This is a genomic window from Pandoraea eparura, assembly GCF_902459725.1.
GTDB classification, from domain to species: Bacteria; Pseudomonadota; Gammaproteobacteria; order Burkholderiales; family Burkholderiaceae; genus Pandoraea; species Pandoraea eparura.
Genome location: NZ_CABPSH010000002.1, coordinates 846,801 through 871,537, shown reverse-complemented (window position 1 = coordinate 871,537; position 24,737 = coordinate 846,801). Strand labels below are relative to the sequence as shown.

Genomic DNA, 24,737 nt, shown 5'->3' with positions numbered 1-24,737 from the left:
CCTTCGCCAAGCGCGCTGACGGCGCCACTGGCCGCCGCGTAACCTCGCAAGGCCGAAACGCGCGCATCGCCGCCGGAATCCGCCGCCGCGCGCACCTGCCCAGCAACGTTCTGTATCGCATCGATCACAGGCGACTTAACCGCCAACGTGAAGCCAGAACTCTTCATCTCGTGCGTTTCGTCGTGATGCTCACGATTGAGCGCGGATTCGACGGTGACGTTTTGCCCGATGCCAGTCATGTTCCCACCCGCGACAATTTCGCTGCCGCGAACCAGCAAGTCATTGCCGGCCGCCATACTGACGTTACCGCTAACGCTACCGATAAGGCTACCCGTTTGGGCCAAGCTGCTGTCGTTGGCCCAGTCCTTCTGCTCATTGGTGCCGTACGAAATCCCTACACCGCCTGACGAACCCAGACCCGTGCTCGTCTCCTCGTGGAATGAACGGGTCTCGCTAACGCTCTGCGTCGATTCGATCCGTAAATCGTGACCCGCCTGTAGGACGACATCCTTGTTGCCGGCAATCGTGCTCCCCCGAACGCTCAGATCCTTGCCCGCAGCAATTGCCACGGTGTCCGCCGAAATCAGGCTGCCGTTGGCTTGGGTGGCTTTCATGTCCAGCGTACTCGTTGTGCTTTTTCCGCTCACCACCCCACTGCGACTACCGTCGTGCCGGCTTTGAAATTCATGCATCTCGGTGGTTTCACCGATGTTGATGTCACCGGCTGCCGCCAGCGTTGCTGCCCCCTGGGCGAGTGTGATGCCGCTGCCCGCCAGGTTGATGTTTTTGCCTGAGGCAATCGTGAGACTGTCGCCGCTTTGCAAGGCTGTGCCGATCACCGCGTCGTCAGATTGCCGCTTCGACTCTGAGTAACTGCCGCTACTGTCGCTATCCGCGCTGTTGCTTTGTAACGTCGAGGTCGTCACGGCCGCTTGCAACGTCACATCGCCCTTCGCCGCCAGCGCGCCACCTCCCTTCAGGTTGAGGGCCGCTCCCGTGGCCGTCAGATCACCTCCCACGCCTATCTGCGATACGCCTCCCACCGTGACCGCGCTCCCCGTCGCTGCGTTGAAGTTGGTATCCGATACACCGTTCGCACGCTCGACTACCTTCCGCTCGCCGGCCTGTACAGTGCCAAGCTCCCAGTTGCCGCCAATGGCCATGCCTAGGTTGCCGCCTACGTTCAACGTGCCAGCGTTCTGCTCGACATTGCCACGCGTCGCGATCGCGGCATCGCCCGTTACGTTCACACTTGCGATAGGACCGAGCGTCGTCGAGACGCGCGTGGCACCCGTGGTGCTCACCTGACTGACCTGGTTCGTGATCGTGTTCAGCAGCAGGTCGCCCCCGGCGTTGAGTGTCAGACTTCCGGCGTTCACTGTGGCCGAACTCAAGTCAACATCGCCCTTTGTCGTCAGCGACATCACTCCGTCGCTTCGCAACGCACCCAATGCGTTGTCGATGGACGTAGCATCGATGGTGAGCGCGCGGGTCGCCTGCACCGTACCGCTGTTGGTGAACGTCTGCGTCTGCTTCAGGTCGATGTCGTTCGCCGCGATCAGCGGTCCGCTCATCTGTTGCTGTTCCGTCTGCGCAAGATAGACCACAGGCACCAGCACGCTCTGTCCATCGACGATTTGCGTTTGCATGATGATCACATCACGGGTGAGTGCCGCAACCTGCTCGGCAGACAGGCTCATGCCCAACGACAGGTTCAGCGATTTCGCAAGGGCTGCGCCCGAGTTCATCATTGCTTCATACATCGCCTCTGTATCGCCATAGGGGCCGAGCACTGCCTTGCCGGTAAGCGCGGTGATCTGGTTTCGCACGAGCTGCTGCTCATACATGCCATCGCCCAGACGCTTCGCGGTCGTTTGCGGATTGATCCCGATCTGTTTGAGGTAGTAGTCACTCGACAGGAACGTCTTGATGTTCGTAAAGGCCGGATTGGTTTCGATCAGATACTTCGCATCCGGCGCGGTGGCAGGCCGGAACAGACCACCCTGCGGGATCGTCAGGTTGGCGATGACATTCACAGCCGTGGCATGCGCGATGACCGCATCGACCTGCACCGTGTTGCCTTGAAAGGTCGTTTTGCTCGTCTGCGCGCCGTTCGCGTTGCCGCGTGGAACGCCGATGCTCACGTCCGCCACCGACTGACCGGGCGCAATGCCGAGCGACGGCACACCTGCATTACCCGCGGTATTGTCGATGCTAACGCCCATACCTGATAGCGTGCCGCCTGCGACGAATGTCGATTCGTAGGCGGGCAATGCATAAGTTCGGATATCCGCCGGCGCTACCTGCGTGAAGCCGCCGGGACGCCTCGTCACGAAGCGAGCATCGCCGAACGGCAGTTGCCAGTCGTGCTTGCTGTTGTCGTAGTTGTTGTAGTGATACTGCCCCGAGTACGTGACGCGCACAGCAGGGGCGGTCTGGCCTTGCCAGCTATTCTGGTCAAGCGTCACCGGTGACGCGATAGCGCCTGCCGCCGACACCGCACTCCAGTAATTCTGGAACAGGCCAACCGAGGAGGCATTCAGGTTAGCGCCAGACACGATCTGCGCCTGCGGGCTGATCGATGTCACCGTATTGGCCAGCGCTACGCCCGTGTAACTGGTGTAGATGTAGTCGCTGTTCCACTCGCCACCGTGCGGCGGCTCGACGTACACGCCGCCAATCGCGTTCGGGTCCCGCGTATTGACCTGCCCCGTACGTCCGCTCAGGCTGATGCCCAAGCTCGCAAGCAGATCGGGCGAGACCGACGATGTGAATCCCGACGTCTGCATTTGTCGCCGCGTATTCGTAACCTGATTGGCGTGCAGCGCCATATCGCGTGTGGACTGGATCAGGGCCGATTGGTTGCGGATCAGTTGCGCGTTGGTGTAGTTGCCGCTCGCGTCCTTGCCCCCGGCGAGGACAACACGGCCAAGACCGTAAATGGCGGCGGTCGCCTGCGTATCGGTGGCCGTCGTGTCGTCGCGGTTCTCGATGATCGGCGCGAGCAGTTCCAGCCTCCCCTCGCTGTTTGTCGCGCCAATGAGCGCCGTTGGGCCGACGTTCGATAGTCGCGATGTCGCGTTGAGCGACACATCGCCGCCCACCAGGGTACCCGTGTTCTGCAGCGTGTTCGAGTGCGTCGTGAGCGTGCCCCCGGCCATCATCGTGCCGCTGTTGGCAATATCCCCCGCCGTGATGTTCAGGTTCTCGACCGCTTCGACCCGTGTGTCGTTCGTGAACGTGCCGGACAGCGTAATCGCAAGTTCGTGCCCCGCAGCCAGCTTCAACGCCGGCGTCATCGCGAAGTCGCCCTCGACGTTCACCGCTACATCGTGAGCCGCACCGTAGGCGCCGCCGCCCGCAAGCGTTGCCGCCGTCACGTTCAGGTCGTTCGTCGCACCGATCTGGCCGCTGGTATTCGTGAGCGCCCCAACCGTCTTGATGGCCACGTCGCCGCGCGAACCGGCCAGGTTGCCGATGCCGCCGCCCGTGTTATCGAGCGTGTCGGCATCGATCGAGACGCTCGCTCCGCTCAGTTGTCCGCCCAACGTGTTCGAGATTGTCGAGGCCCCGAGGGCCACACGACCATTGCCCGTGATCGCGCCAGCGCCGTTGACGACCCGTGTGCCGCCCTGAATCGTCGCGTCGCCCGTGCCGAGATTGCCAATGAGACCGCGAGTGTTGTCGATGGACGCGACCTGCACCGCGAGCGTGCTGTCGTCGCCGTCGGTTCCCGACTGGATCCGGCCGTTCGTATTGGCGAGGGCGCCACCGCCGATAACGGACAGGGACGCGAGCGAGCGCACGACCCCTTGCGTGTTGTTCACGTCACCCGAAACTCTCGCCGCGGCGTTGCCTCGTGCGGCAAGCATGCCCTCTGAGTTATCCAGGCTGCCGACGTTCAGCGCCAGTTGTCCACCCGCAATGATCTCGCCGCGTGCGTTCAACAGCGTCCCCGCACCGTTGCCCGGCACGATCGTCAGCCGTCCCGCTCCGGACGCAAGGATCTTGCCGCCGCTGTTGTTGAGAAGGGCGGGCGCAAGCGTCAGATCCTGGGCGTGACTCTGGATCGTGCCGCCCGCCGAGTTGTCGAGCGTATGCCTGACGTCGATGGTCATCGGCGAGGCACCGTAATGCGTGATCGTCCCCCCGTGATTCAGAAGGTCGGCCGCGGACAACGCCAACTGGTTCGCCTTCACGTTGCCGCCGCTGTTGTTCAGCGTGGCGTTCGTCGTCAAACTCAGGTTCGGCGCCACGATGGCGCCGCCCTTGTTCGTCAGTGAACCGGTGCGGATCGTTTCGTTCGCGCCTGCGCCAATCTCGCCACCATCGTTCGCCAGCGTGTCGCTCGTGAGCGTCAGGTCGGTGTTCGACAGCAGCTTGCCGTTTGCGTTATCGACCGCGCCGCCAAGCGTTGCCGTGAGCCCGGTCTGGCCCATGATCAGACCCGCTGCGTTGTCCAGGCTCCCCGCCAGCGCGACGACCTGACCGTTGCTGGTGATCTTGCCGCCCGCATTCGAGAGCGTGCCGGTTCCGTTCCCGGTATTCATCGTGAGCGCGCCGGCGCCCGCGTGTGTGATCGTGCCGCCGTGGTTATCGAGCATGGACGGCGCCAACGTGAGATCCACGCTATTCGTCTGCAGCGTGCCGCCCGCCGAATTGTCGAGCAAGCCCAGGACGGCGACGCGCATCGACCCGGTACCCGTCTGCGTGATCGTGCCCGCGTGATTGACGAGATGGGTGGCACCCAGCGACAGTTGTGTCGCCTGCAGAGTCCCGGCACTGTTGTCGAGTGTCGCGGCACTCACCGATGCCGCCTGACCGGCGACGATATTGCCGCGGTGGTTGGTCAGTTGCGCGCCGGCGTCGATCGTCGCATTCCCCGCCGCTTGCAGCGTGCCATCGCGGTTGTCGAGCGACGCGGTGCCGACTTGCAGGTCTGTCTGTGCACTCACCGTGCCTTGGTTCGCAACGCTTCCCGCCACGAGCGTGACGGCACCATTGCCGCCGATCACACCGCCCTGCAAACCGGTGGCGGTCGTGCCGATCGCGTTCGTGAGCGCACCCGTGACCGTGATCGTCAGTCCGTCGCCGTTCAAGGAGGTGATGCGGCCCGCCGTATTGTCTAGCGACTCCCCCGTGAGAGAAAGACCAGCGCCGCTCTGTAGGGTGCCACGGTCGTTTGCAATGGCGCTGCCACGCAATTGCATGGCACCCGCCGAAACGATTTCGCCGCCCAGGTTCGTCAACTGCCCTGAGGTCCGCGCAATGAGCATGGCTTGTGACGCAATCTTGCCCGCTACATTGGACAACCGGGCCGCGTCGAGCGTCACTCCTTGAACCCCTGCGAGCGTGCCGTAGTCGTTGATCAGCGCCCCCGCGACGCGTGCCGTCACTTGCCCCGCTGCGCGCGCGGTCGCGCCAGCGAGGTTCAGATCGCCGGCGCTGGCGGTCAACGTCAGGTCGCCGTTTGCGGACGTTTCGCTGCCCGCGAGATTGAGCCCGCCACCCGTGAACATCGCATTACCGCCCGCCACGCTCAGGCCGCTCACGTCGATTTGGGCCGATGCGGCTACCGACAGGTCCCCGCCGCTGCCGACCGAGCCGTCGCCGTTCACGCCGGCGCCCAGCGTGCCGGTGGATGTCAGGCGGTTCGCCATGACGGACAGATCTCGTTGTGCCGCCAGCGTGCCGTCGTTCGTGACGATCTCCGACGCGCGGACGGTCATGCTCTGCTTAGCGTAGATCGTGCCGCTGTTGGCAACGCTGCCCACGTCGATGCCGACGTTGCCGCTGGCGTTCAGCTTGCCGGACTGCACGAGCTGTCCCGCACTGGTGAGCGTGAGGTCGCCAGCTTGTGCGGCGATCTCGCCCGCATTCGACACACCGACGCCCTTCTCCGTCCCCACCAGCATGATGCGGTTGGCGTACATGCCGCCGAGTGCGCTGACGTCGATCGAGACCCCCGGGGAGGCGCCAGTGCCGCTGATGGCGCTTGCCGAAAGCGTGTCGTGATCGACCTGATTCGTGCCGGTGATGACGTTCAGCGCATTGCCGTAGATCGCGGCATTGGCCTGCACCGCGCGGGCGATCAGATCGACCTGGTCAACGTTGCTCGCGTTCAGCCCCGCGCCCTGAACGGCAATGCTGCCGCCCGTCACCTGAAAGCCGCGCAGCCCACCGTTGGCATCGAGGATCGGTGTGCCGGTCGTAAGAATGCCGCGCGTGGTGTTGATGAAGCCGCCGCCATCGACCACGATCCCCGATCCGTTTGCCACGATGACTTCGGCCCGGCTGCCCGCGACCTCTAGAAAGCCTCTTAGCTGGCTCGGCGCGGTGCTGTTGACCTGATTCAGAATAATCCTCGCGGACTGGCCCGGGCCAAGGTTCGGGTTGCCGTTGATCATCCCGGCCTGCTGCGTCTGCGTTATCACGGACGCGTTGTTCAGGATCGCGCCGCCGCGCGGCACGTCGAACTGGGAATAGGTGTTCTGAGACACGCCTGCCGCGCTGGGCGTGTTGATGTTGACTTGCGGGAGACCGTTCGGGGTCTGCACAACGGAAGGGGCTCGCTCACCCGCGCCCGTCACTTGCGCCTGCACCCGTATGGGCACCGCCCCCAGTGTCACGAGGGTGGCGAAGGCCACGCATCGCATCGAGAAAAGCGAGACGCACGAGAGGCGCCGCGAAACCTGCCGGGCCGAACCGAGGCGTCGTGTCTGACCGGCATCCGCCTTACCGCCCGCGCTGACCGTTTCAGCTACCGCCACCAGCATGCCCCGTGGCCGGCTGTACACCAATCGGAAGAGGTTCTTATTCATGTTCGTGAACAACCTGAAGAGAGAGGCCGCTGCGGGTGATCCGCCACGCGGTCATGGAATGCGGATGGCGCCATCGCAATGCGCGTGGCCCGCTGCCCGGATGCCCCGGAAACCTCAAAGCTGGGCGGTCAGTTGAAAGCCGACCGTGACTTGCGCTGTGGGAAAGCCGGATGGCTTGTAGAGCGGTGTGCCCAGGAACACGTCGTAGCCGTAGCCGCCAAAGCGGGTGGCAACGCTACCCTTGAGACCGATGACGGCGCCGACGAGCTGTGTGCCGTCTTGCGCGACGGGTTGCGGTCCCCAGACCCGGCCGTAATCGAGTCCCGCGTACACGGAATGTCCGGTCTGGCCGAGCGGCACCTGAAGCTCGTTGCGCCAATAGAATCCGCGCGCGGCCGAGAGCATCGTCTCGCCGTCGAAGCCCCGCACGGTGTAGCGGCTGCCGAGGGAAAGGTTGTCGATGTAGTAAAGCGTGTTGCCGGTGTATTGCCCGTGGAAGGTCGTCACGTACCGAACTGGCTGCTGCGCCATGGCAAAGCCGACGGCGAGGTTCGCGTCGAGCACGGCCATGCGATAGCGATACGTCGGGCCACCCGAGGCCGCGAGAAGGTCATCCTGTGCACCGAGCCCGCCGATTCCTTGCCGGTACGCAAGCGCCGCATCGAGTTGCGCGGCACCGAAATAGTGCCGATCCGTCAGGCCCCACTCGACAAGGGTGTTGTTACGTCGCTGCTGCGTGATCTCGATGTCTTCGATGAAACTCTGACCGAACTGGCGCGACAGCCGGAGCTGGGTGCCAAACACGTGGTTCTGGCTGCGGGAGAGCACGCGGCTGAGCGTGGCGTCGAGCGTCTTCGCGTTGCCGCTTGCGATGAACGTCTCGTTGACGCCCGCAATTCGCTGGTAGTAGCGGCTCGTGTAGGCCGCCAGCGTTGCGCTCCAGTAGCCCCACGGAATCGCGTAGCTCCCATGCCAGCCACGCGAGCCCAGATCGTGGTCTTTGAACAGCAGATCCTGTGACACCCCGACATTGAAGATGTCGTTCAGGCCGAGCGGGTTGTACACACCGGCCGAGAGGCTGCCTTGCAGTTGACCCGTCGCACGCGACCCGGCGTTGTCCACAGACGCCACGACGGTCCACGGCTTGGTGCGCGTTACATCGAGCACGACGTCGCTCTGGCCCGGCCGATCGGCCGGCACGATCTGCATCGAGACGTCCTGATTCGACACGCGCTTCATTTGCTCGAGCCCCTGCTCGAGATCACGCAGATCCAGCAACGCGCCGTCACGCGTCGGGAAGGCGCTCTTCCACGTGCCGCGCAGTGTCGGATCGGCGAAGCGCACCTGATGGATGACGCCGGGGATCAACGCGAATCGGAGCCTACCGCTCGAGAGATCCTGCTCAGGCAGCAGCACGCGTGTCGTGACGTAGCCGCGACTCAAGGCGACCTTTTGCAGGCCTTTGGCGAGTGCGTCCAATCCTTGCTTGCCTATGCAGGCGCCCGCATAGTGCCCGACCCATTCCCGGGCGAACGTAAATCGGCCCAGCGGTTGCGTCTCGGCAGCCGTCGCCCCGACCGTTTCTTGCGATGTCGTGGGGATTTCAAAGGCGAATGTGTCGATCCGGAAGCATGGCGTCTCGCTGGGTAGCGCGGGCCAGACCGGTGCATCGTCACGAGTTGAACGTACCGATGGCGCGTTGACCGCCGCCTCGCGTTGTTGTGCCTCGCGCTGTTGTTGGATCAACTGGTCTTGCTCGACACCCGTTCGGGCGGCGGCCGCCGTGTCGGCGGGGGTGGGTGCGGACGTTTGCTGCGCCTGCGCCGCCATCGCGAACAGCGAACAGGCCAGCAGCACGGCTTTCGTTTGAGTGATCGGCATCAGGGCTTTGCAGCGATTTCAAAGTGCGGATTGAGCGAATGACGGTCGACGCGTGGATCGTCATCAACGGCAGCCACTCGTGCCAACGCGTAATCGACCTACACAGCGTGGGGAGATAACGGCGATGCCGGAGTGGAATGTCACTGAACGTGACGGAGGGGGGCGTTGATACGTTGGACTTCACCGCGATAGTGCGGCGGTAGTTCAACGAAAAACGTTAGCAAGACTAAGGGTTAAGTCACAAACAGACTTCTTTTTCTGGTCGGAAATTTTCGAGTCTGGATGCGTCGGCCGCGACGACTGAACGCGTCGGTCGTCAATGACGCCGGATGGGTTGCGGTGGCACCGACGTTCGCCTGACGAAGGGCGGAATGAAGGGAAACGCGCGTAACGGGGGGCAAACGGCGTTGAGCACTTCGCCGGGCGGCGAATCTCCGCTGCGTGCGGAGCGTCGTTCAACGGGACAGGATGATTGTCGACCGAGACGAATCAAGGATCGAGCGTCGGTCTCGTGGCGTGTGCGCGCACTGTGTGGCGCGCGCGGACTTCGCGCCAAATACCCCGGCGGCAGATCCGTACGGGGTGTCAGTCGCGGTGTTATGCCGGTTCGAGTTCGCGGCTACTGGATTCGCGCATGGCGCGAATGGACTCGGCCGAGATCATGGCGTCGACGTTGAGCGGCGGCACATCGCCGAACAGCGGCCGGTAGATGAAGTCGCCCACGTCGATCGTCTCGCCCGTCAACGCGCAAACGCCAGGGTGATTCGCCCGGCGAATGCGCCAGATCTGCGCCCCATAATTGCCGCCGGTGGCATCGTTCCACGACACGGTGATTGTCAGTTCGCTGGAGATCTCCAGCACGCGGACGATGGGCGCACGTCGTGTGTACGGAATGACCGGCCGGCGAATGACCGGTTTGGCGTCGAGCATCGCCACGGTGTGCTGCCACACGCGTTGATCGCGTTGCGCGGCGCTCGACGTGCGCGAAGTCCGTGGCGTCGACGACGTCGAGGACGGGCAGGAATCGCGGTGAGCGCCGCTTCGATTGGAGCAAGGGGTTTGGTCGCTTCGCATGGTCAGGCCAGCCGGGTACGCGGCCCGCGAAGGCCGCCGAGTTTTTCCGCGCCCAACAGCACCGTCGCGCGGGCGAACCCGTGCAGCGCATGCTGATGGCGCCGGTACAACATGGCGTGGCGCCATTGCGCAAAGCGTCCGCGCACGATGCCACCTTTGAGAAATCCGAATCGGCCAAGCGCGCCAAACGCGTTGTAGCCGGAGAGCGATACCGACGCGCCCGGATCGCGGTAGACGAACGGCGGAATCGCGCGGCCCGCGAGCCACGCGCCAAGATGGCGGCCCAGACGCGTTGCCAGCTTCAGGCCGGCGATACCGCCACCGACAATCACGATTCGGTTTGCGCGAGACATTTGGGGGAAATGCCAAATTCAACAAGTGATGAATAAGCGCATAATAGCGAGCGTGGCCCCGACGTGTCAAATGGCAATTGTCTGGGCAGGCAGGGGCGTTCGGGTCGGGTAGACTTGGCGCATTGCTGTCGTGCATTCGACTCACCCAACGCTCCATGACTCCCAACAAAGCTGTCTCGCCCGTCGATTCCCCCCGCAAACGCACACGTGGGCGTCCCACGTGCAACTGCACGCATGGCGCCGACGCGTTGTTGCTCAACGCCCGCCGCATCTTCGCGCAGCGCGGTTTCTATGCGAGCAGCGTGCGGCAGATCGCGGAGGCGTCCGGGGTCGACGCGGCCCTGATCTCGCACCACTTCGGCTCGAAGGAAGCGCTGTGGGTCGCGGTCGTCGATCAGATCGCGACGCTCACGCGCTCGATGATCGAGCAGACGCTCGCGCTGCGGCACGCGCCGCACGATCCCGCCGAGCGCCTCGAACAGGCGGTACGGTTGTTCGTGGAAGCGGTCTTCGAGAATCCGGACATCGGCATGTTCTTCTCGACAGCGGCGACCGAAGAAGGCGAGCGGCTCGACATCATCACGCAGCGACTGGTGCGTCCGTATCGCGATGCGATGGTGCCGCTCGTAGCCGACTGGCTCGACGCGCAGAAGCGCCCCGTGCAGGACGCCGACGTGATGTTCTTCATGCTGACGTCGGCCATCAGCAAGACAGTGTCGTATCGCCACATGATGGGACCGTTCCTGCCCCCCGAAGGCATGGCCGATCTCAAGCGTACCGTGCTCGATTGTGCGATGGCGCTGATTCGGCAGTGATTCGCCCACGCCCACGCTTATGCCTATGCCTATGCCGGCGCCGGCGCGTAAGCGTCGTATAGGCTTTCGGCACGCGGGCCGGACGTCGCTTTACTGCGGCATCTCGTCCGGGGTATCCGTGCTCGGTAAGCGTGCCGCGTCTCCACTGGCAGATGTCTCGCTGCCGATCACGCTGATCTCGAACAGCGACTTGCCCGCAAGCGAGCGCGCCTCGGGATCTTCCGGATAGGTCTTGAGCAACGGCAAAATCACCGAGCCGCCGATGACATTGCGACGACTGTTATCCGCCGGCGACAGACCCCACACGTTCTGATAGGTCATCGGCACGCTTTCGCCGTCGTGCTGCGCATTGCCCAGGTACAGCATGATGTGCCCGTTGATATGGATCAGCGTCATCAGCGCACGGCCGCGTTCCGCCAGCGTGCGCAGCCGAGTGTCGATATCGGCGGCGCGCAGGTCGGTGCGCACGCCCGCGCGCAACTGATCCGACGAATGGCGCGGCAGCCACACGCCGAAGGGGGCGAAGAGACTGCGCGTCTCGGCCGAGCAATCGTTGTAGAACAGCGTGTTGCCCCAGCCATACGGACGCCCGATCAGTTGCTTCATCACCTGCGCCATGTGGCGCGGCGTGATCGTCCACGGCATCGGCACCAGGGTCGAGGCGTCGAGCGCGGTCGTGTGGATGTGCGCCTGACGCCGGATGTCGGCCACGGGGAACATCGCTACCGGTTGCCCGTCGCGCAGCATCATCGGCAGCACCGTGCCGATCGGTGCAAACGTCCGGTAAATGGGCGCGGTCGTGCCGGGCGGCGTGTCGGCCAGGACCACGTCGGCGCGAACGATCGCGCCGAGGCTGCGCTGTGCCGTGTCACGCCACGTGGCGATGAAATGCTCGTCGACCGTAGCCACGGTGCGGGCGTCGACCCAGCCGATCAGATCCGGCGAATAGACGAGCAGCCACGCGCCGTCAACGCTGCGCGCGAGCGTGTAGACCGGCGTGCCGGGACGCAGCGCGGAATCCTGCAGCGCATCGAACGGATAGCCTTCGCCTGCCTGATGGAAATCATAGAACGCCGGATCCTGCGTGGGGAGCTGGCGCACCAGCGCATTGTCGACGGTGATGCCGCGACGGCGCGGATCGTATTGCCCACCGGCCTGATCGGCGTCGAGTTGGGCCAGCCCCATGTTGGCTTCGATGGCGCGGATCCACGATGATGTGTGTGCATGGAAGTTCTCGCCATAGGTCTTGGCAACCCCGGGCTCGCCGTTATCGAACCGTCTGGCGCGCCGCGCCTGCGAATCGGCAATCTGCTGCACGCCGTCCGCGCTCAGCAGCGACGTCGACAGCCACATGCCGTTCCATGGCGACGGGTCACGCGGCGCCGTGCCGAAGTAGCGTGCGCGGAAGGCCTCGAAACGACGCGCCTGCTCTTTCGCCGAGAGCAGCGGCCGATCGTAGCCGGGCGCGTCGGGCCGGATCCAGTGATCGACGTCCTGGTCGTAATGCGCAATGGGGAAGCGGCTGATGTTGTAGCGCGCCGCGGTGGCGGTCGCCGCCGGCGCGGACGTCGTGGGCGGTTGCGGTGCGCCCGCGCACGCGGCGAGCATGACGAGCGGCAGCAGCGAGGTCAGACCGGCAAGGCGGACGGTGGCGCGCCGAGGGGCGCCCAAGGCGCGAAGTCGCGTGATGCGCATGACCTGAGCGACGGACGAAGTGGCCGTCGAAGTGGCCGACAACGTAGCGGACAAAGCGGCGGACAACGTAGCGCGCAGGATGAGGCTGCGCGCCGCAAGGAAGGCACCCATGGTGTGCGGGAGAGAGTCCGGATGCCGTCATGCTACTCCATCGACACGGGCGCCAAATTGAGGTGCGCGACGACGCATACGGCGAGGCGCGGCGGCGCCTTCGGGGGTGGCGTGAATGCTGTACAAATATACAGTACAATCGCGTCAAGCCGAGCGATGCGTCGATGCTGTCAGCGACTGTCGTATCGGCCTGATACAGTAGCTTCCCCGAGGCGCGCACGCGCGCTGTCAGACGTCACGCTGTTCATCGTCAACCAAGCGGCCCTGATCCAGTGGATACCTCATCCTCGAAACCCGACCCGTCGTCCAGCCACGCCATTCGTATTCGTGGTGCCCGTCAGCACAACCTCAAGAATCTCGACATCGATCTCCAGACCGGTGAGATGACCGTCGTGACCGGCCCGTCCGGTTCCGGCAAGTCGAGCCTGGTCTTCGACACGCTGTTCGCCGAAGGCCAGCGCCGCTATGTCGAGACCTTCAGTGCTTACGCCCGCCAGTTCCTCGACCGCATGGATCGCCCGCAGGTCGATCACGTGGAAGGCGTGCCGCCGGCCATCGCCATCGATCAGACCAACCCCGTGCGCAGTTCGCGCTCGACGGTCGGCACGATGACCGAACTCAACGACCACCTCAAGCTGCTGTTCGCCCGCGCGGCGGCGCTGTTCGATCGCGAGACCGCTCAGCCGGTGCGCCACGACACCCCCGAGACGATCTACGCCGACCTGATGGCGCGCACCGCGCCGGGCGATCCGCGCCTGGTCGTCACGTTCCCGGTCGAATTGCCGGGCAGTGTCACGGCCGACGAGGTCGAGCAATGGCTCTCGGCGTCGGGCTATACGCGCGTGCAGGCCGAACGCGAAGTCGCGTCGGCAGACGGCACGCGCAAGGTGCTCGATGTGGTCGCCGACCGGTTTCGCTTGCAGAACACCGAGAAGGCGCGTGCGATGGAAGCCATCGAAGCGTCGCTCAAGCGCGGTCGCGGCCGGGTGAACGTGTACGTGCTGGCCGACGAGGGCGAGCCCGATATCTGGCGCTATTCGCAGGATCTGCACTGCCCCGACAGCGACCTGCATTACGCCGATCCGCAACCGGCGCTCTTCTCGTTCAACTCTGCCTACGGGGCGTGCGAAGCCTGTCGCGGGTTCGGCCGCGTGATCGGCGTCGACCTCGGTCTGGTGATTCCGGACGAGCGCAAGACGCTGCGCGGCGGCGCGATCAAGACCATCCAGACCCCCGCGTGGAAAGAGATTCAGGCCGACTTGCTCGAGTACGCGGGCAAGGCGGGCATTCCGCGCGATACGCCGTGGTCGAAACTCTCGCCCGCGCATCGCGAGTGGGTCATCGAAGGCGATCCCGACTGGAAGGGCGAGTGGAACAAGCAGTGGTACGGCATCCGCCGCTTCTTCGGCTATCTGGAGTCGAAGGCGTACAAGATGCACATTCGCGTGCTGCTCTCGAAGTACCGCAGTTACACCACGTGTGAGACCTGCGGCGGCGCTCGCCTGAAGACGGAAGGCCTGCTGTGGCGGCTTGGCTCGAAGGAGAATGCCGACGCGGTGCTGCCGCCCGCGCAACGCTTCATGCCGCGCGGCGTGGCGTGGTCGCGAGCGTCGCTCGAAGCGCTGCCAGGCCTCACCATGCACGACCTGATGCTCATGCCGATTTCGCGCGTGCGTCAGTTCTTCGATTCGCTCACGTTGCCGTCAAGCTTGCTCGACGATGCCCTCAAGCTGTTGCAGGACGAGATCGGCACGCGGCTGAAGTATCTGTGCGACGTGGGCATCGGCTACCTCACGCTCGATCGTCAGAGCCGTACGCTCTCGGGCGGCGAAGTGCAGCGTATCAATCTGACGACGGCGCTCGGCACGTCGCTCGTCAACACGCTCTTCGTGCTCGACGAGCCGAGTATCGGCCTGCATCCGCGCGACATGGACCGCATCGTCGCCGCCATGCATCGCCTGCGTGATGCGGGCAATACGCTGGTGGTGGTCGAACACGATCCTGCGGTGATGCTGGCTGCGGACCGTTTGATCGACATGGGGCCGGGGCCGGGGGAGCGCGGCGGCCAGATCGTCTTCGACGGCACGCCCGATGAGGTGCGTCGTGCCGATACGCTGACCGGCAGCTACCTGGGCGGACGCAAGCACGTGGCGAACGCGTCGAACTGGCGTGCACGTCCGGTCGAGGCCGCGACGCCGCGCCTCACACTGACCGGTGCGCGTGAACACAACCTCAAGCACGTCAGCGTCGAGATTCCGCTCGGGCGGCTCGTGTGCGTGACCGGCGTATCCGGATCCGGTAAATCGACGCTGGTGCAGGACGTCCTCAACCCGGCGCTGGCGCGTCACTTCGGCGACCCGACCGAAGCCCCTGGGGCCCACGACGAACTCATCGGCGCCGAACAGTTGTCGGGCGTGGTCTTCGTCGATCAGTCGCCCATTGGCAAGACGGCCCGGTCGAACCCGGCCAGCTACGTCGGCGCGTTCGACGAGATTCGAAAGCTGTTTGCGGCGGTGCCGGCGGCGCTGCAACGCGGCTACAACGCGAGCACCTTCAGCTTCAACTCCGGCAACGGGCGCTGCCCGACGTGTGGCGGCTCGGGCTTCGAACACGTGGAGATGCAGTTCCTGAGCGACGTGTATCTGCGTTGCCCCGATTGCGACGGCAAGCGCTATCGCGCCGAAGTGCTCGACGTGAAGATTCAGCGTGCCGTGCCCGGCGAGGCGATGCGCGAGCTGAGCGTGTCGGATGTGCTCGAACTGACCGTCAACGAGGCGGTGAAGCTGTTCTCGTCGGATCGCGACGTGTTGCGCGTCTTGCAGCCGATCGTCGACGTGGGGCTCGAATATGTGAAGCTCGGCCAGCCGGTGCCCACGCTCTCGGGCGGCGAGGCGCAGCGCCTGAAGCTCGCGGGGTTTCTGGCGGAAGCGGCGCAGAAGAAGACGGCGAGCGGGCAGAAGGTGGCGCATCGCGGCCGGCTCTTCATCTTCGACGAGCCGACGACGGGGCTGCATTTCGACGACATCGCCAAGCTCATGCGCGCGTTCGCCAAGCTGCTCGACGGCGGCAACTCGCTGCTCGTCATCGAACACAATCTCGACGTGGTGCGCGCGGCCGACTGGATCATCGACCTTGGGCCGGAAGGCGGCGAGGGCGGCGGTGAAGTGCTGTGCGCAGGCACGCTCGCGCAGGTGGTGGCGTGCGAGGGATCGCACACCGGACGCGCCCTTGCCGACTATGAACGCACCGTGGTGGCGCCGGGCCAATCGGTGACGGTGGCCAGCGCTGTCGGCGACGCGGGCATGCCACTGCAAACCGCCTTGCGTGCGGCACGCGCGCAGCGCAAGCCGGCCGGCGGCGACGACATTCGTATCGTCAACGCCCGCGAGCACAACCTGAAGGCGCTGGACGTCGCGATTCCGCGCGGCAAGTTCAGTGTGATTACCGGTGTTTCAGGATCGGGCAAGTCGACGCTGGCGTTCGACATCCTGTTCAATGAAGGGCAGCGCCGTTATCTGGAATCGCTGAACGCCTATGCGCGATCCATCGTCCAACCGGCGGGGCGTCCGGAAGTGGATGCCGTGTACGGCATTCCCCCGACGGTCGCCATCGAGCAGCGCCTCTCGCGCGGCGGGCGCAAGAGTACCGTGGCGACGACGACTGAAGTCTGGCATTTCCTGCGTCTGCTGTACGTGAAGCTCGGCATTCAGCACTGCATTCACGATGGTTCGCCCGTCACGGCACAAAGCCCCGATTCCATCGTCGCGCAACTGATGCGCGATCGGCGCGGCCAGCATGTCGGGCTGCTCGCGCCACTGGTCGTGGGCCGCAAGGGGATCTACACCGATCTGGCGAAGTGGGCCAAGGCGCGCGGGCATTCGCATCTGCGTGTCGATGGCGTGTTCCTGCCGGTCGACCCGTGGCCGAAGCTCGATCGATTCCGCGAGCACACCATCGAACTGCCGGTGGGCGACGTGATCGTCACGCCCGAAAGCGAAGGCTTGCTGCGCACGCTGTTGGCGACGGCGCTCGAGCAAGGCAAGGGCGTGATGCATCTGCTCGCGCCGCTCGACGATCTTGGCGCCGCCATGAGTCGTGAACAACCGGGCGAAGGCGTGGGCCAGATCGAGGTGTTTTCGGTCAAGCGTGCCTGCCCGGTGTGCGGCACGAGCTATCCGGATCTCGATCCGCGCATGTTCTCGTTCAACAGCAAGCATGGCTGGTGTCAGACGTGCGTGGGCACGGGCCTGGCACTCACGCGCGAGCAGCGCGAGGCGTTCGACGACACCGTGCTCAATCAGGACAACCGGGGGCGCGAGCATTCGTTGCCGTCGGAGGAGCAGGAGCCGGAGGGCGTGGGCGATCAGCCGTGTCCGGATTGCCACGGGGCGCGGCTCAATGGCGTCGCGCGCGCGGTGACGTTCGACGATCACGCGATCTCCGGCGTTGCCCAGTGGACCGTGACCGACGTGCGCGAGTGGATCGAAAGACTCGAATTGCACGGTCGCGAGGCGAGCATCGCGCGCGATCTGATCAGTGAGATCCAGGGGCGTCTGGCCTTTCTCGAGGAAGTCGGGCTCGGCTATCTCACGCTCGATCGCGCGGCGCCGACGCTGTCGGGCGGCGAGTCGCAGCGCATTCGTCTGGCGGCGCAACTCGGCAGCAATCTGCAAGGCGTTTGCTACGTGCTCGACGAGCCGACCATCGGCCTGCACCCGCGCGACAACGGCATTCTGCTTGGCGCGTTGCGCAAGTTGGGCGACCAGGGCAACACGCTGGTGGTGGTCGAGCACGACGAAGACACGATTCGCCGCGCGGATCACATCATCGATATCGGTCCCGGCGCGGGCAAACGCGGCGGCACGCTGGTCGCGCAGGGCAGCGTCGCCGATCTGGCCTCGCACCCCGAGTCGCTGACCGGCAAGTTCCTGGCGCATCCGTTGCAGCATCCGATCCATCCGCGCCGCGAGGTCGTGGCGCCCGCGAAGGGTGCCGAGGCAGTGCCGCCGAATTGGCTGACGGTGCATGGGGCCACGCTCCACAACCTGAAGGACGTGACGGCGTCGTTGCCGTTGGCGAGACTCACCGCCATCACCGGCGTGTCGGGGTCGGGCAAATCGACGCTGGCGCGCGACGTGCTGATGACGAACCTGCTCGACGCGGTAGGGCGTTCGGTGCTGTCGTCGCCTGCCGAGCGACGTGCCCGCAAGGGCACCGTGCGTCACGTGGTGAAGGCCGATGGCAAGCCGCGCGCGACGTCGGCGGCAGTGGCGGCACCGGAGACACCACGGCGTCCTGTGGAGCACGCATGGCACGGCTGCACGTCGGTGACCGGCTGGGAGGCGATCGATCGCGTGCTCGAAGTCGATCAGACGCCGATCGGCAAGACGCCGCGCTCGTGTCCGGCCACGTACATCGGCTTCTGGGACACGATTCGACGCTTGTTTGCCGACACGCTCGAAGCCCGCGCCCGTGGCTATGCGGCGTCGCGCTTCTCGTTCAACACGGGTGAAGGCCGTTGCCCGGCGTGCGAGGGGCAGGGCGTGCGCACCATCGGCATGAGCTTCCTCGCCGACGTGAAGGTGCTGTGCGACGTCTGTCACGGTCAGCGGTTCAACGCCGAGACGCTGGCCGTCACGTGGCGCGGCAAGAGCATCGGCGACGTGCTGACGATGGAGGTCGACGAAGCCGTCGAGTTCTTTGCGTCGATGCCGAGCATTGCGCATCCGCTGCAACTGATGCAGGACGTCGGTCTCGGCTATCTCACGCTGGGGCAGCCGTCGCCGACGTTGTCGGGGGGCGAGGCGCAGCGCATCAAGCTCGTGACGGAGTTGACCAAGGTACGCGACGACATCACGCGTCGCGGGCAGAGGACGCCGCACACGCTGTACGTGCTCGACGAGCCCACGGTGGGCCTTCACATGGCGGACGTGGCGCGCCTGATCCATGTGCTGCATCGGCTGGTGAACGGCGGGCATACCGTCGTTGTCATCGAGCACAACCTCGACGTGATTGCCGAAGCGGACTGGATCGTCGACATGGGACCGGAGGGCGGCAAGGACGGCGGGACGGTCGTGGCCGCGACGTCGCCGGATGCGCTGACGCAGGTCGCGGCAAGCCACACCGGCATCGCGCTCAAGCCGGTGCTCGGCCACTAACGCACTCGGCCACTGGCGCACTCAAGCGCACTCAAGCGCACTCAAAACGCCACAGGCGGGAATCGAGCGACGTAGGTCTCGCTCGATCCCCGCCCGCGCGCGCTGGCGTTCCCCTTCTGTCGTCATGATGCGCAGCCGTCGCCCGCGGGTTGCCCACACGTCGCCCGAACGTTGCTGAGGCTGGCTCGCATGGGCGCTGAGGCTCGATGTGGGGTATGTCGCGCTTATTATTCCTGAAATAGAAATTACAAATAGACAAATATCGTCTTTATTGCAATTGTCGATGCCAATAGACTGCAGTTGTCGACGATGAATTGAACATCGCCGCGTTTCAAACAGACAGGAGAAAACACCATGAAGCGCACTCTTATTACCTCAGCCTTGGTTTCCGCCATGTTGGCCGTGTCGGCCGGTTCGGCTTTTGCCAGCGATGCCTTCGACGGCCCGTCGGAATTCTCGTGGGTGCCGCAAACCAGCATGATGAGCCGCGCCCAGGTCGGTCAGGAACTGGCGCAAGCCCAGCAAGCCGGTCTGCTGCAGCAACACGATTCGGTCTATCCGAAGTCGATCGCCAACTCAGGCGCTGTCGCGGCCGCCGCGACCCCGGGGTCGATCATCAACCTCGCCCTGGCTGGCAGCACGTATTTCGGTAGCTGATTCGCGTGACCCATCGCTGTACTGGCGGCACCTCCCGTGAGCCAGCGCCTGCGCGGCGCGTCGCGACTCCGGGGCGGCGCCTCCGATCACAAATCGGCCACATCGCGTGGCCGATTTTGTTTTATGCGCCCGTTTGTCCACACACCACTGCCTGTGGACAACGCTGTCGATAACCTTGTGGGTAAGCTGTGGCGTGCCTGTGACCAAGCTGTGGATTTACGGTGGACAAGTGGATCCGCACGGACCGAAGGCACTCACCAAGCGGGTGCCAAATGCACACTTCGCGGCACTTCTGTTGGAGTATCATGCGCGGCAGCCGGTTGTGGACAAGGAACCGGTGCCGCCGTCATGTGATCGTCACAAAAACGTCATGCGTCCGGCGTAGGCTCCTTGCCCATTTCACAAGGATTTCGCATGGATTATCTGCAGGTGCTCGTGCTCGCAATTGTGCAGGGCGTGGCGGAGTTGCTTCCCGTGTCGAGTTCGGCACACGTCATCATGGCCGAGAAACTGATGGGCCTCGACCCGTCGGCGCCCGCCATGACGTTGTTGCTCGTCATGCTGCACACCGGCACGATGCTCGCCGTCATCGTCTATTTCTGGAAGTCGTGGCGCGAGCGTTATTTCTCGTCCAAGCACGATTTCATGCATAACGCGAAGCAGGTCGTCATCGCGACGGGTTTCACGGGCGTGATCGGGCTGGCCTTGATGGTATTCATCGAGAAGGTCTTGATGCGTGGCTCGGAACACGCCGAGATCGAGCACCTGTTCGGTAATCTGTACATCATCTCCGGCGGCCTCGCGATGGCGGGCCTCCTGATTCTGATCTCGGGAAGCAAGCGCCCGCCAATGGGCGATCGCCCGTTGCGCGGTGCCGACTCCGCCTGGATCGGTGCGGTGCAGGGCCTGTGCCTGCCCTTCCGCGGTTTCTCGCGCTCGGGTTCGACCATCTCGACGGGGATGATGCGCGGGCTCGACAAGATCCGTGTCGAAGAATTCAGCTTCGCGCTGGCCGTGGTGCTTACGCCGCCAGTGATTGCCAAGGAGGCTTACCGTTTGTACAAGTCGGGCGGTGCGCAAACATTCGCCGGCCACTACATGACGGTGCTCACACCGAGCCTCGTCGGCATGGTGTTCAGCTTCCTCGCCGGTCTGGTGGCGCTGCGCTGGCTGTCGCGCTGGCTCGAACACGGTCGCTGGTATCTGTTCGGCATCTACTGCCTCGTGGCCTCGGGCGTCGTGCTGGCGGCGAGCCGATACCTGTAATCCGTGACGTGACGTCTCGCGAGGGCGGCCCGTCAGGCGCGGCCCTCGCCGTCACGCCGACGGGCGTCACACCAATCCCGCCACGACCTCCAGAAACGCGGCAATCGCCCGCGTCGCGCGCCGCTGCGCCAGGCACACGACGACCGTCGTCGTTTCCACGCGCGCGTCGCTGATCGATACCATGGCAAGTCGCGCGTCGGGCGTATGCTCACGCGCCGACACCGCAGCAATTCCCAGCCCCAGAATGACGGCCTCGCGAATTGCTTCGCGGCTGCCGATCTCCATCGCCACGTTCGGCGTCACCCCCGCGTCCTGCAACGCCGCTTCGAGCGCGTGACGCGTGGTCGATCCCGGCTCGCGCATGAGCATCGGCTCGTCGGCCAGCGCCGCGAGCGGCACGCTGCGGCGCTTGGCGAACCGGTGCGCGCGCGGCACCAGCAGCACAACCGGATGCGTGCGATACGGCACGGCGTGCAGACGTGCATCGTCTTGATAGCGCGCCAGCACCGCCACATCGGTGCGGTAAGCCAGCAGGCTCTCGATCATCTCTTCGGAATTGCCCGGCCGCATGGAAATGCGGATGCCAGGGTAACGCGGCTGGAATGCCGCCACGATCTCCATCGCGTGATGCGGCCCCACAGCGCCCAGGCGTAATTCGCCGGTGCGCAGCCCGCCATGCTCCTTGAGCAGGCCAAGCGCTTCGGCCTCGTCCGAGAAGATGCGCAGGCTCACCGCGTACAGCGATTTTCCGGTGGGCGTGAGCGTCAGCCCGCGGCCGTGCCGGTAGAACAGTTCGACACCGTAGGTCTCCTCCAGCGCCCGAATCTGTGTGGTCATCGTGGGCTGGCTCACATGCAGCGCCTGCGCCGCACGCGTCACGCTGCCGTGATGCGCCACCGCATGGAACGAGCGCAACTGGGTAATTCGCATCGATGACGCTCCCGTGACGAGGTATAGGTTTTATCAATACTTTGACGAAAAATTGTGAATTGGAAGTATAGGACGATGCTCACCATAATCCAGCTCAATCTTCGTCAACGGATCGCCATCGTCCTCGGGCGTAGCGGCACCTCCTCACCATGACTGCATGCTCACGTTTTCATAATCCGGTCGACGTTCGCTTCGGTGCGGGCGCTCTCGCTCAGTTGCCCGAATTGGTTGGCGAGCGTCGCGTCGTGCTCGTCACCATGCCCGAAGCACGCGCGCTTGGCATGACAGGGCAAGTCGAAGCGCTGCTCGGGCAACGCTTGGCCGGGGTGATCGATCGGGTCAGCCCGAACCCGGATGTGCGCGAACTCGCCCCGATGTACAGCGACTTCTGGCGGCGCTACGGCCAGTGCGAGGTGATCGTGGCGCTCGGTGGCGGCAGCGCGCTCGATACGGCCAAGCTGTTGATGGTTGCAGGGCAGGACGATCGCTTTGCCACGCTCGTCGATGCGCTCGACGCGGGGGGCGGCTTCCGGCCATCGCGGACCAAGCGGCTCATCACTGTGCCGACGACGGCCGGCACAGGCAGCGAAGTCACCCCATGGGCCACGCTGTGGGATCGTCATGTGAAGCACAAGAAGTATTCGCTGCACTTGCCCGAGACGTGGCCGGAGGCGGCGATCGTCGATCCGCGTCTGACACGTTCGCTGCCGCACGCCATCACGCTGCAAAGCGGTCTCGACGCCCTCTCGCATGCGCTCGAGGCGATCTGGAACGTGAACGCCAATCCGATTTCCGACACCTTCGCCGTGACGGCGGCGCGCGACATGATGCGCGTGTTGCCGCAACTGATGGTGTCGCTCGACGACGACGTGTTGCGCGCTCAGGCAGCGCTCGCCGCGCTGCAAGCGGGCATGGCGTTCTCCAACACGAAGACCGCGTTGGCGCATTCGATTTCATACGACATGACGATTCGCCATGGCCTTCCGCACGGCATTGCGTGCTCGTTCACCTTGCCGGCGGTGATGCGCCTGGCGATAGGCCGCCGTGCCGATCGCGACGCGGTGCTGGCCCAGGTGTTCGACGGCGACATTGGACACGCCCCGGACAAGCTCACGGCGTTTCTCAATGGTTTGGGCGTGGCGACCGAGTTCTCGGCCTATGGCGTGTCCGAGCCCGAATCCAGTGCGATGATCGCCGCCGCGCTCGACGGCCCGCGCGGACGCAATTTCATCGGCGCCACCGCCTGATTGTCAGGCGGCCGCCACGGTCGTATGCGTTCGCGCATGCGTGTTTTCGCGTCTTACCCGTAGTTCCCGCAACCCGCATCATCAAAACATAGCCGCGGGCTTCACCGGCGGCACCGAGACATCCAGGAGACAGACGCCCGGCGCAGACCGGTGCGTCGCAGCGCGCCGCCATGGCGCGGCGCATCAACAGGAGGCGCAATGGAACAGGTTCTCACGGGCGTTGGCGGCAGCGATGCCGCCTCCGCCGAAAAAGCGGTGCGCACGGTCGCGCTGGCCAGTCTGATCGGCACGACCGTCGAATGGTATGACTTCTTCCTGTATGGCACCGTGACAGGACTCGTTTTCAACAAGCTCTTCTTCCCCAGCGGCGACGCCTTCATTGCCACCGCGCTCGCTTACACGGTCTACGCGGTGGGCTTCGCCACGCGCCCGATCGGAGGCATCCTCTTCGGTCACTTCGGCGACCGGCTGGGACGCAAGCCATTACTCATCGTCACGCTCTCCATCATGGGAGTGTCGACATTCCTGATCGGACTGATACCGACCTATGACAGCATTGGCATCGCCGCCCCGTTGATACTGCTGTTCCTGCGGCTGTTGCAGGGTATCGGCCTGGGCGGCGAATGGGGTGGCGCGGTGCTCATGGCGTTTGAGTACGCGCCGCGCGACAGGCGCGGGCGGTTTGCGGCGTATCCGCAGATCGGGCTCGCCGTGGGGTTGTGTCTGTCGACGGGTGTGGTCGCGCTGCTCTCATCCACGCTGACCGACGCGCAGTTCATGGCCTGGGGCTGGCGTCTGGCGTTCATGCTCAGCGTGGTGCTCGTGGCGGTGGGCATGTTCATCCGGCTGCGCGTGCTGGAAACGCCCGAGTTCGCACGCATCAAGGACAGTCAGCACGTCGCGCATGTGCCGCTCTCCGAGATTGCGCGCGATTACCGGCGCAATGTGCTGCTCGGCTGGGGCGCGCGCTACATCGATGGCGTGGTGTTCAACGTGTATGCGGTGTTCGCCATCTCGTATCTCGTCGGCACGCTGCACTTTCCGAAGACGCCGATCCTGCTGGCGGTCACGCTCGCGGCCATGGTGTTGATCGTCACGATTCCGTACGCCGCGAAGCTGTCGGATCGCGTGGGCCGCCGCCGTGTGTTCGGTTGGGGGGCATTGGCCTGCGGCGTGTCGGCGATACCGGCATTGGCGGTGATGCACTATGCGACGAACGTCTGGTGGGTGTCGCTCGCAGTGATTGTGCCGCTGGGGGTCGTGTATGCGTTCGTCTACGGCCCCGAGGCGTCGATGTTCTGCGAACTGTTCGATACGCGGGTTCGCTACACGGGCATCTCGGTCGTGTATCAAGTCTCGGGCATCGTTTCCAGCTCGATCACCCCGTTGGTGGCGGCGACGCTGCTCGAATACGGTGGTCACAAACCTTGGTGGATCGCCGTGTATGTGCTGGCGGTGGGATGCCTGTCCGCTGCGTGTGCGGCAGCGATGAAGCGGACTTACTGAGGGGGAAACGACGGGAGGGAGGCGGATGCGTGTGGGATGTCCCGAGTGTCGGGAACCCGGCAGGCCGGTGGATGGCTCCCCGGCTTGCCGCTTTTTTGGCGTGGCTGACTGACCGATGTCGATCGAACGGGCGCGACTCGTCGCGCGGGCGAACGCGCCCGGACGATACACGCCGACGCTACGCCATCGGTCTCAGGTGGCGTCAATGGGCTCAGCGACGCGT

The 24,737-nt window shown here is 64.7% G+C and carries 12 protein-coding genes; 6 read left to right on the top strand and 6 right to left on the bottom strand.

All coding sequences use genetic code 11. The features are described 5' to 3' along the window. From PEP31012_RS08065 to PEP31012_RS23610, 4 genes are all read right to left on the bottom strand, one after another. Window positions 1–6,821, bottom strand: a 6,821-nt coding sequence (locus tag PEP31012_RS08065; RefSeq protein WP_150588854.1) for a two-partner secretion domain-containing protein, incomplete at its 3' end; no start/stop codon positions are given. Window positions 6,822–6,935: 114 nt separating this feature from the next. Then, the gene (locus tag PEP31012_RS08060) at window positions 6,936–8,702 is read right to left on the bottom strand and encodes a ShlB/FhaC/HecB family hemolysin secretion/activation protein (protein ID WP_150588776.1); all 1,767 of its coding nucleotides are present in this window, start codon (window positions 8,700–8,702) and stop codon (window positions 6,936–6,938) included. 597 nt (window positions 8,703–9,299) lie between these two features. Beyond that, window positions 9,300–9,653: a DUF3331 domain-containing protein gene (locus tag PEP31012_RS23615; protein WP_174978149.1), complete on the bottom strand. Its 354-nt coding sequence runs from the start codon at window positions 9,651–9,653 to the stop codon at window positions 9,300–9,302. Between the two features lie 125 nt (window positions 9,654–9,778). Further along, the gene (locus tag PEP31012_RS23610; protein ID WP_174978148.1) at window positions 9,779–10,129 is read right to left on the bottom strand and encodes a hypothetical protein; all 351 of its coding nucleotides are present in this window, start codon (window positions 10,127–10,129) and stop codon (window positions 9,779–9,781) included. Between the two features lie 155 nt (window positions 10,130–10,284). On the opposite strand from PEP31012_RS23610, the gene PEP31012_RS08050 reads away from it, so the two are divergent. Further along, entirely contained in the window at window positions 10,285–10,944 is a 660-nt protein-coding gene (locus tag PEP31012_RS08050) for a TetR/AcrR family transcriptional regulator (RefSeq protein ID WP_150588774.1), read from the top strand. A 90-nt stretch (window positions 10,945–11,034) separates the two neighbouring features. Here the strand turns inward: PEP31012_RS08050 and PEP31012_RS08045 are convergent, their stop codons facing one another. Next, window positions 11,035–12,750, bottom strand: a complete 1,716-nt coding sequence (locus PEP31012_RS08045; protein ID WP_246171181.1) for a C40 family peptidase — start codon at window positions 12,748–12,750, stop codon at window positions 11,035–11,037. Between the two features lie 272 nt (window positions 12,751–13,022). On the opposite strand from PEP31012_RS08045, the gene uvrA reads away from it, so the two are divergent. From uvrA to PEP31012_RS08030, 3 genes are all read left to right on the top strand, one after another. Then, window positions 13,023–18,908, top strand: coding sequence for an excinuclease ABC subunit UvrA (uvrA, locus tag PEP31012_RS08040; RefSeq protein ID WP_150588773.1), 5,886 nt, complete (start codon window positions 13,023–13,025; stop codon window positions 18,906–18,908). 354 nt (window positions 18,909–19,262) lie between these two features. Further along, window positions 19,263–19,565, top strand: coding sequence for a DUF4148 domain-containing protein (locus PEP31012_RS08035; RefSeq protein WP_150588772.1), 303 nt, complete (start codon window positions 19,263–19,265; stop codon window positions 19,563–19,565). Window positions 19,566–19,979: 414 nt separating this feature from the next. Beyond that, window positions 19,980–20,831, top strand: coding sequence for an undecaprenyl-diphosphate phosphatase (locus PEP31012_RS08030; RefSeq protein WP_150588771.1), 852 nt, complete (start codon window positions 19,980–19,982; stop codon window positions 20,829–20,831). 66 nt (window positions 20,832–20,897) lie between these two features. Here the strand turns inward: PEP31012_RS08030 and PEP31012_RS08025 are convergent, their stop codons facing one another. Next, a complete protein-coding gene (locus PEP31012_RS08025) occupies window positions 20,898–21,761 on the bottom strand; it encodes a LysR substrate-binding domain-containing protein (protein ID WP_150588770.1) in 864 nt (287 codons plus the stop codon). A gap of 149 nt (window positions 21,762–21,910) precedes the next feature. Between PEP31012_RS08025 and psrA the strand changes: the two genes are divergently transcribed. Together psrA and PEP31012_RS08015 are read left to right on the top strand one after the other, a co-directional pair. Beyond that, window positions 21,911–23,008 carry an iron-containing alcohol dehydrogenase PsrA gene (gene psrA, locus PEP31012_RS08020; protein ID WP_150588769.1) on the top strand — a complete coding sequence of 366 codons (1,098 nt, stop codon included), beginning with the start codon at window positions 21,911–21,913 and terminating at the stop codon, window positions 23,006–23,008. Window positions 23,009–23,206: 198 nt separating this feature from the next. Beyond that, a complete protein-coding gene (locus tag PEP31012_RS08015) occupies window positions 23,207–24,514 on the top strand; it encodes an MFS transporter (protein WP_150588768.1) in 1,308 nt (435 codons plus the stop codon). Window positions 24,515–24,737 lie beyond the last annotated feature (223 nt).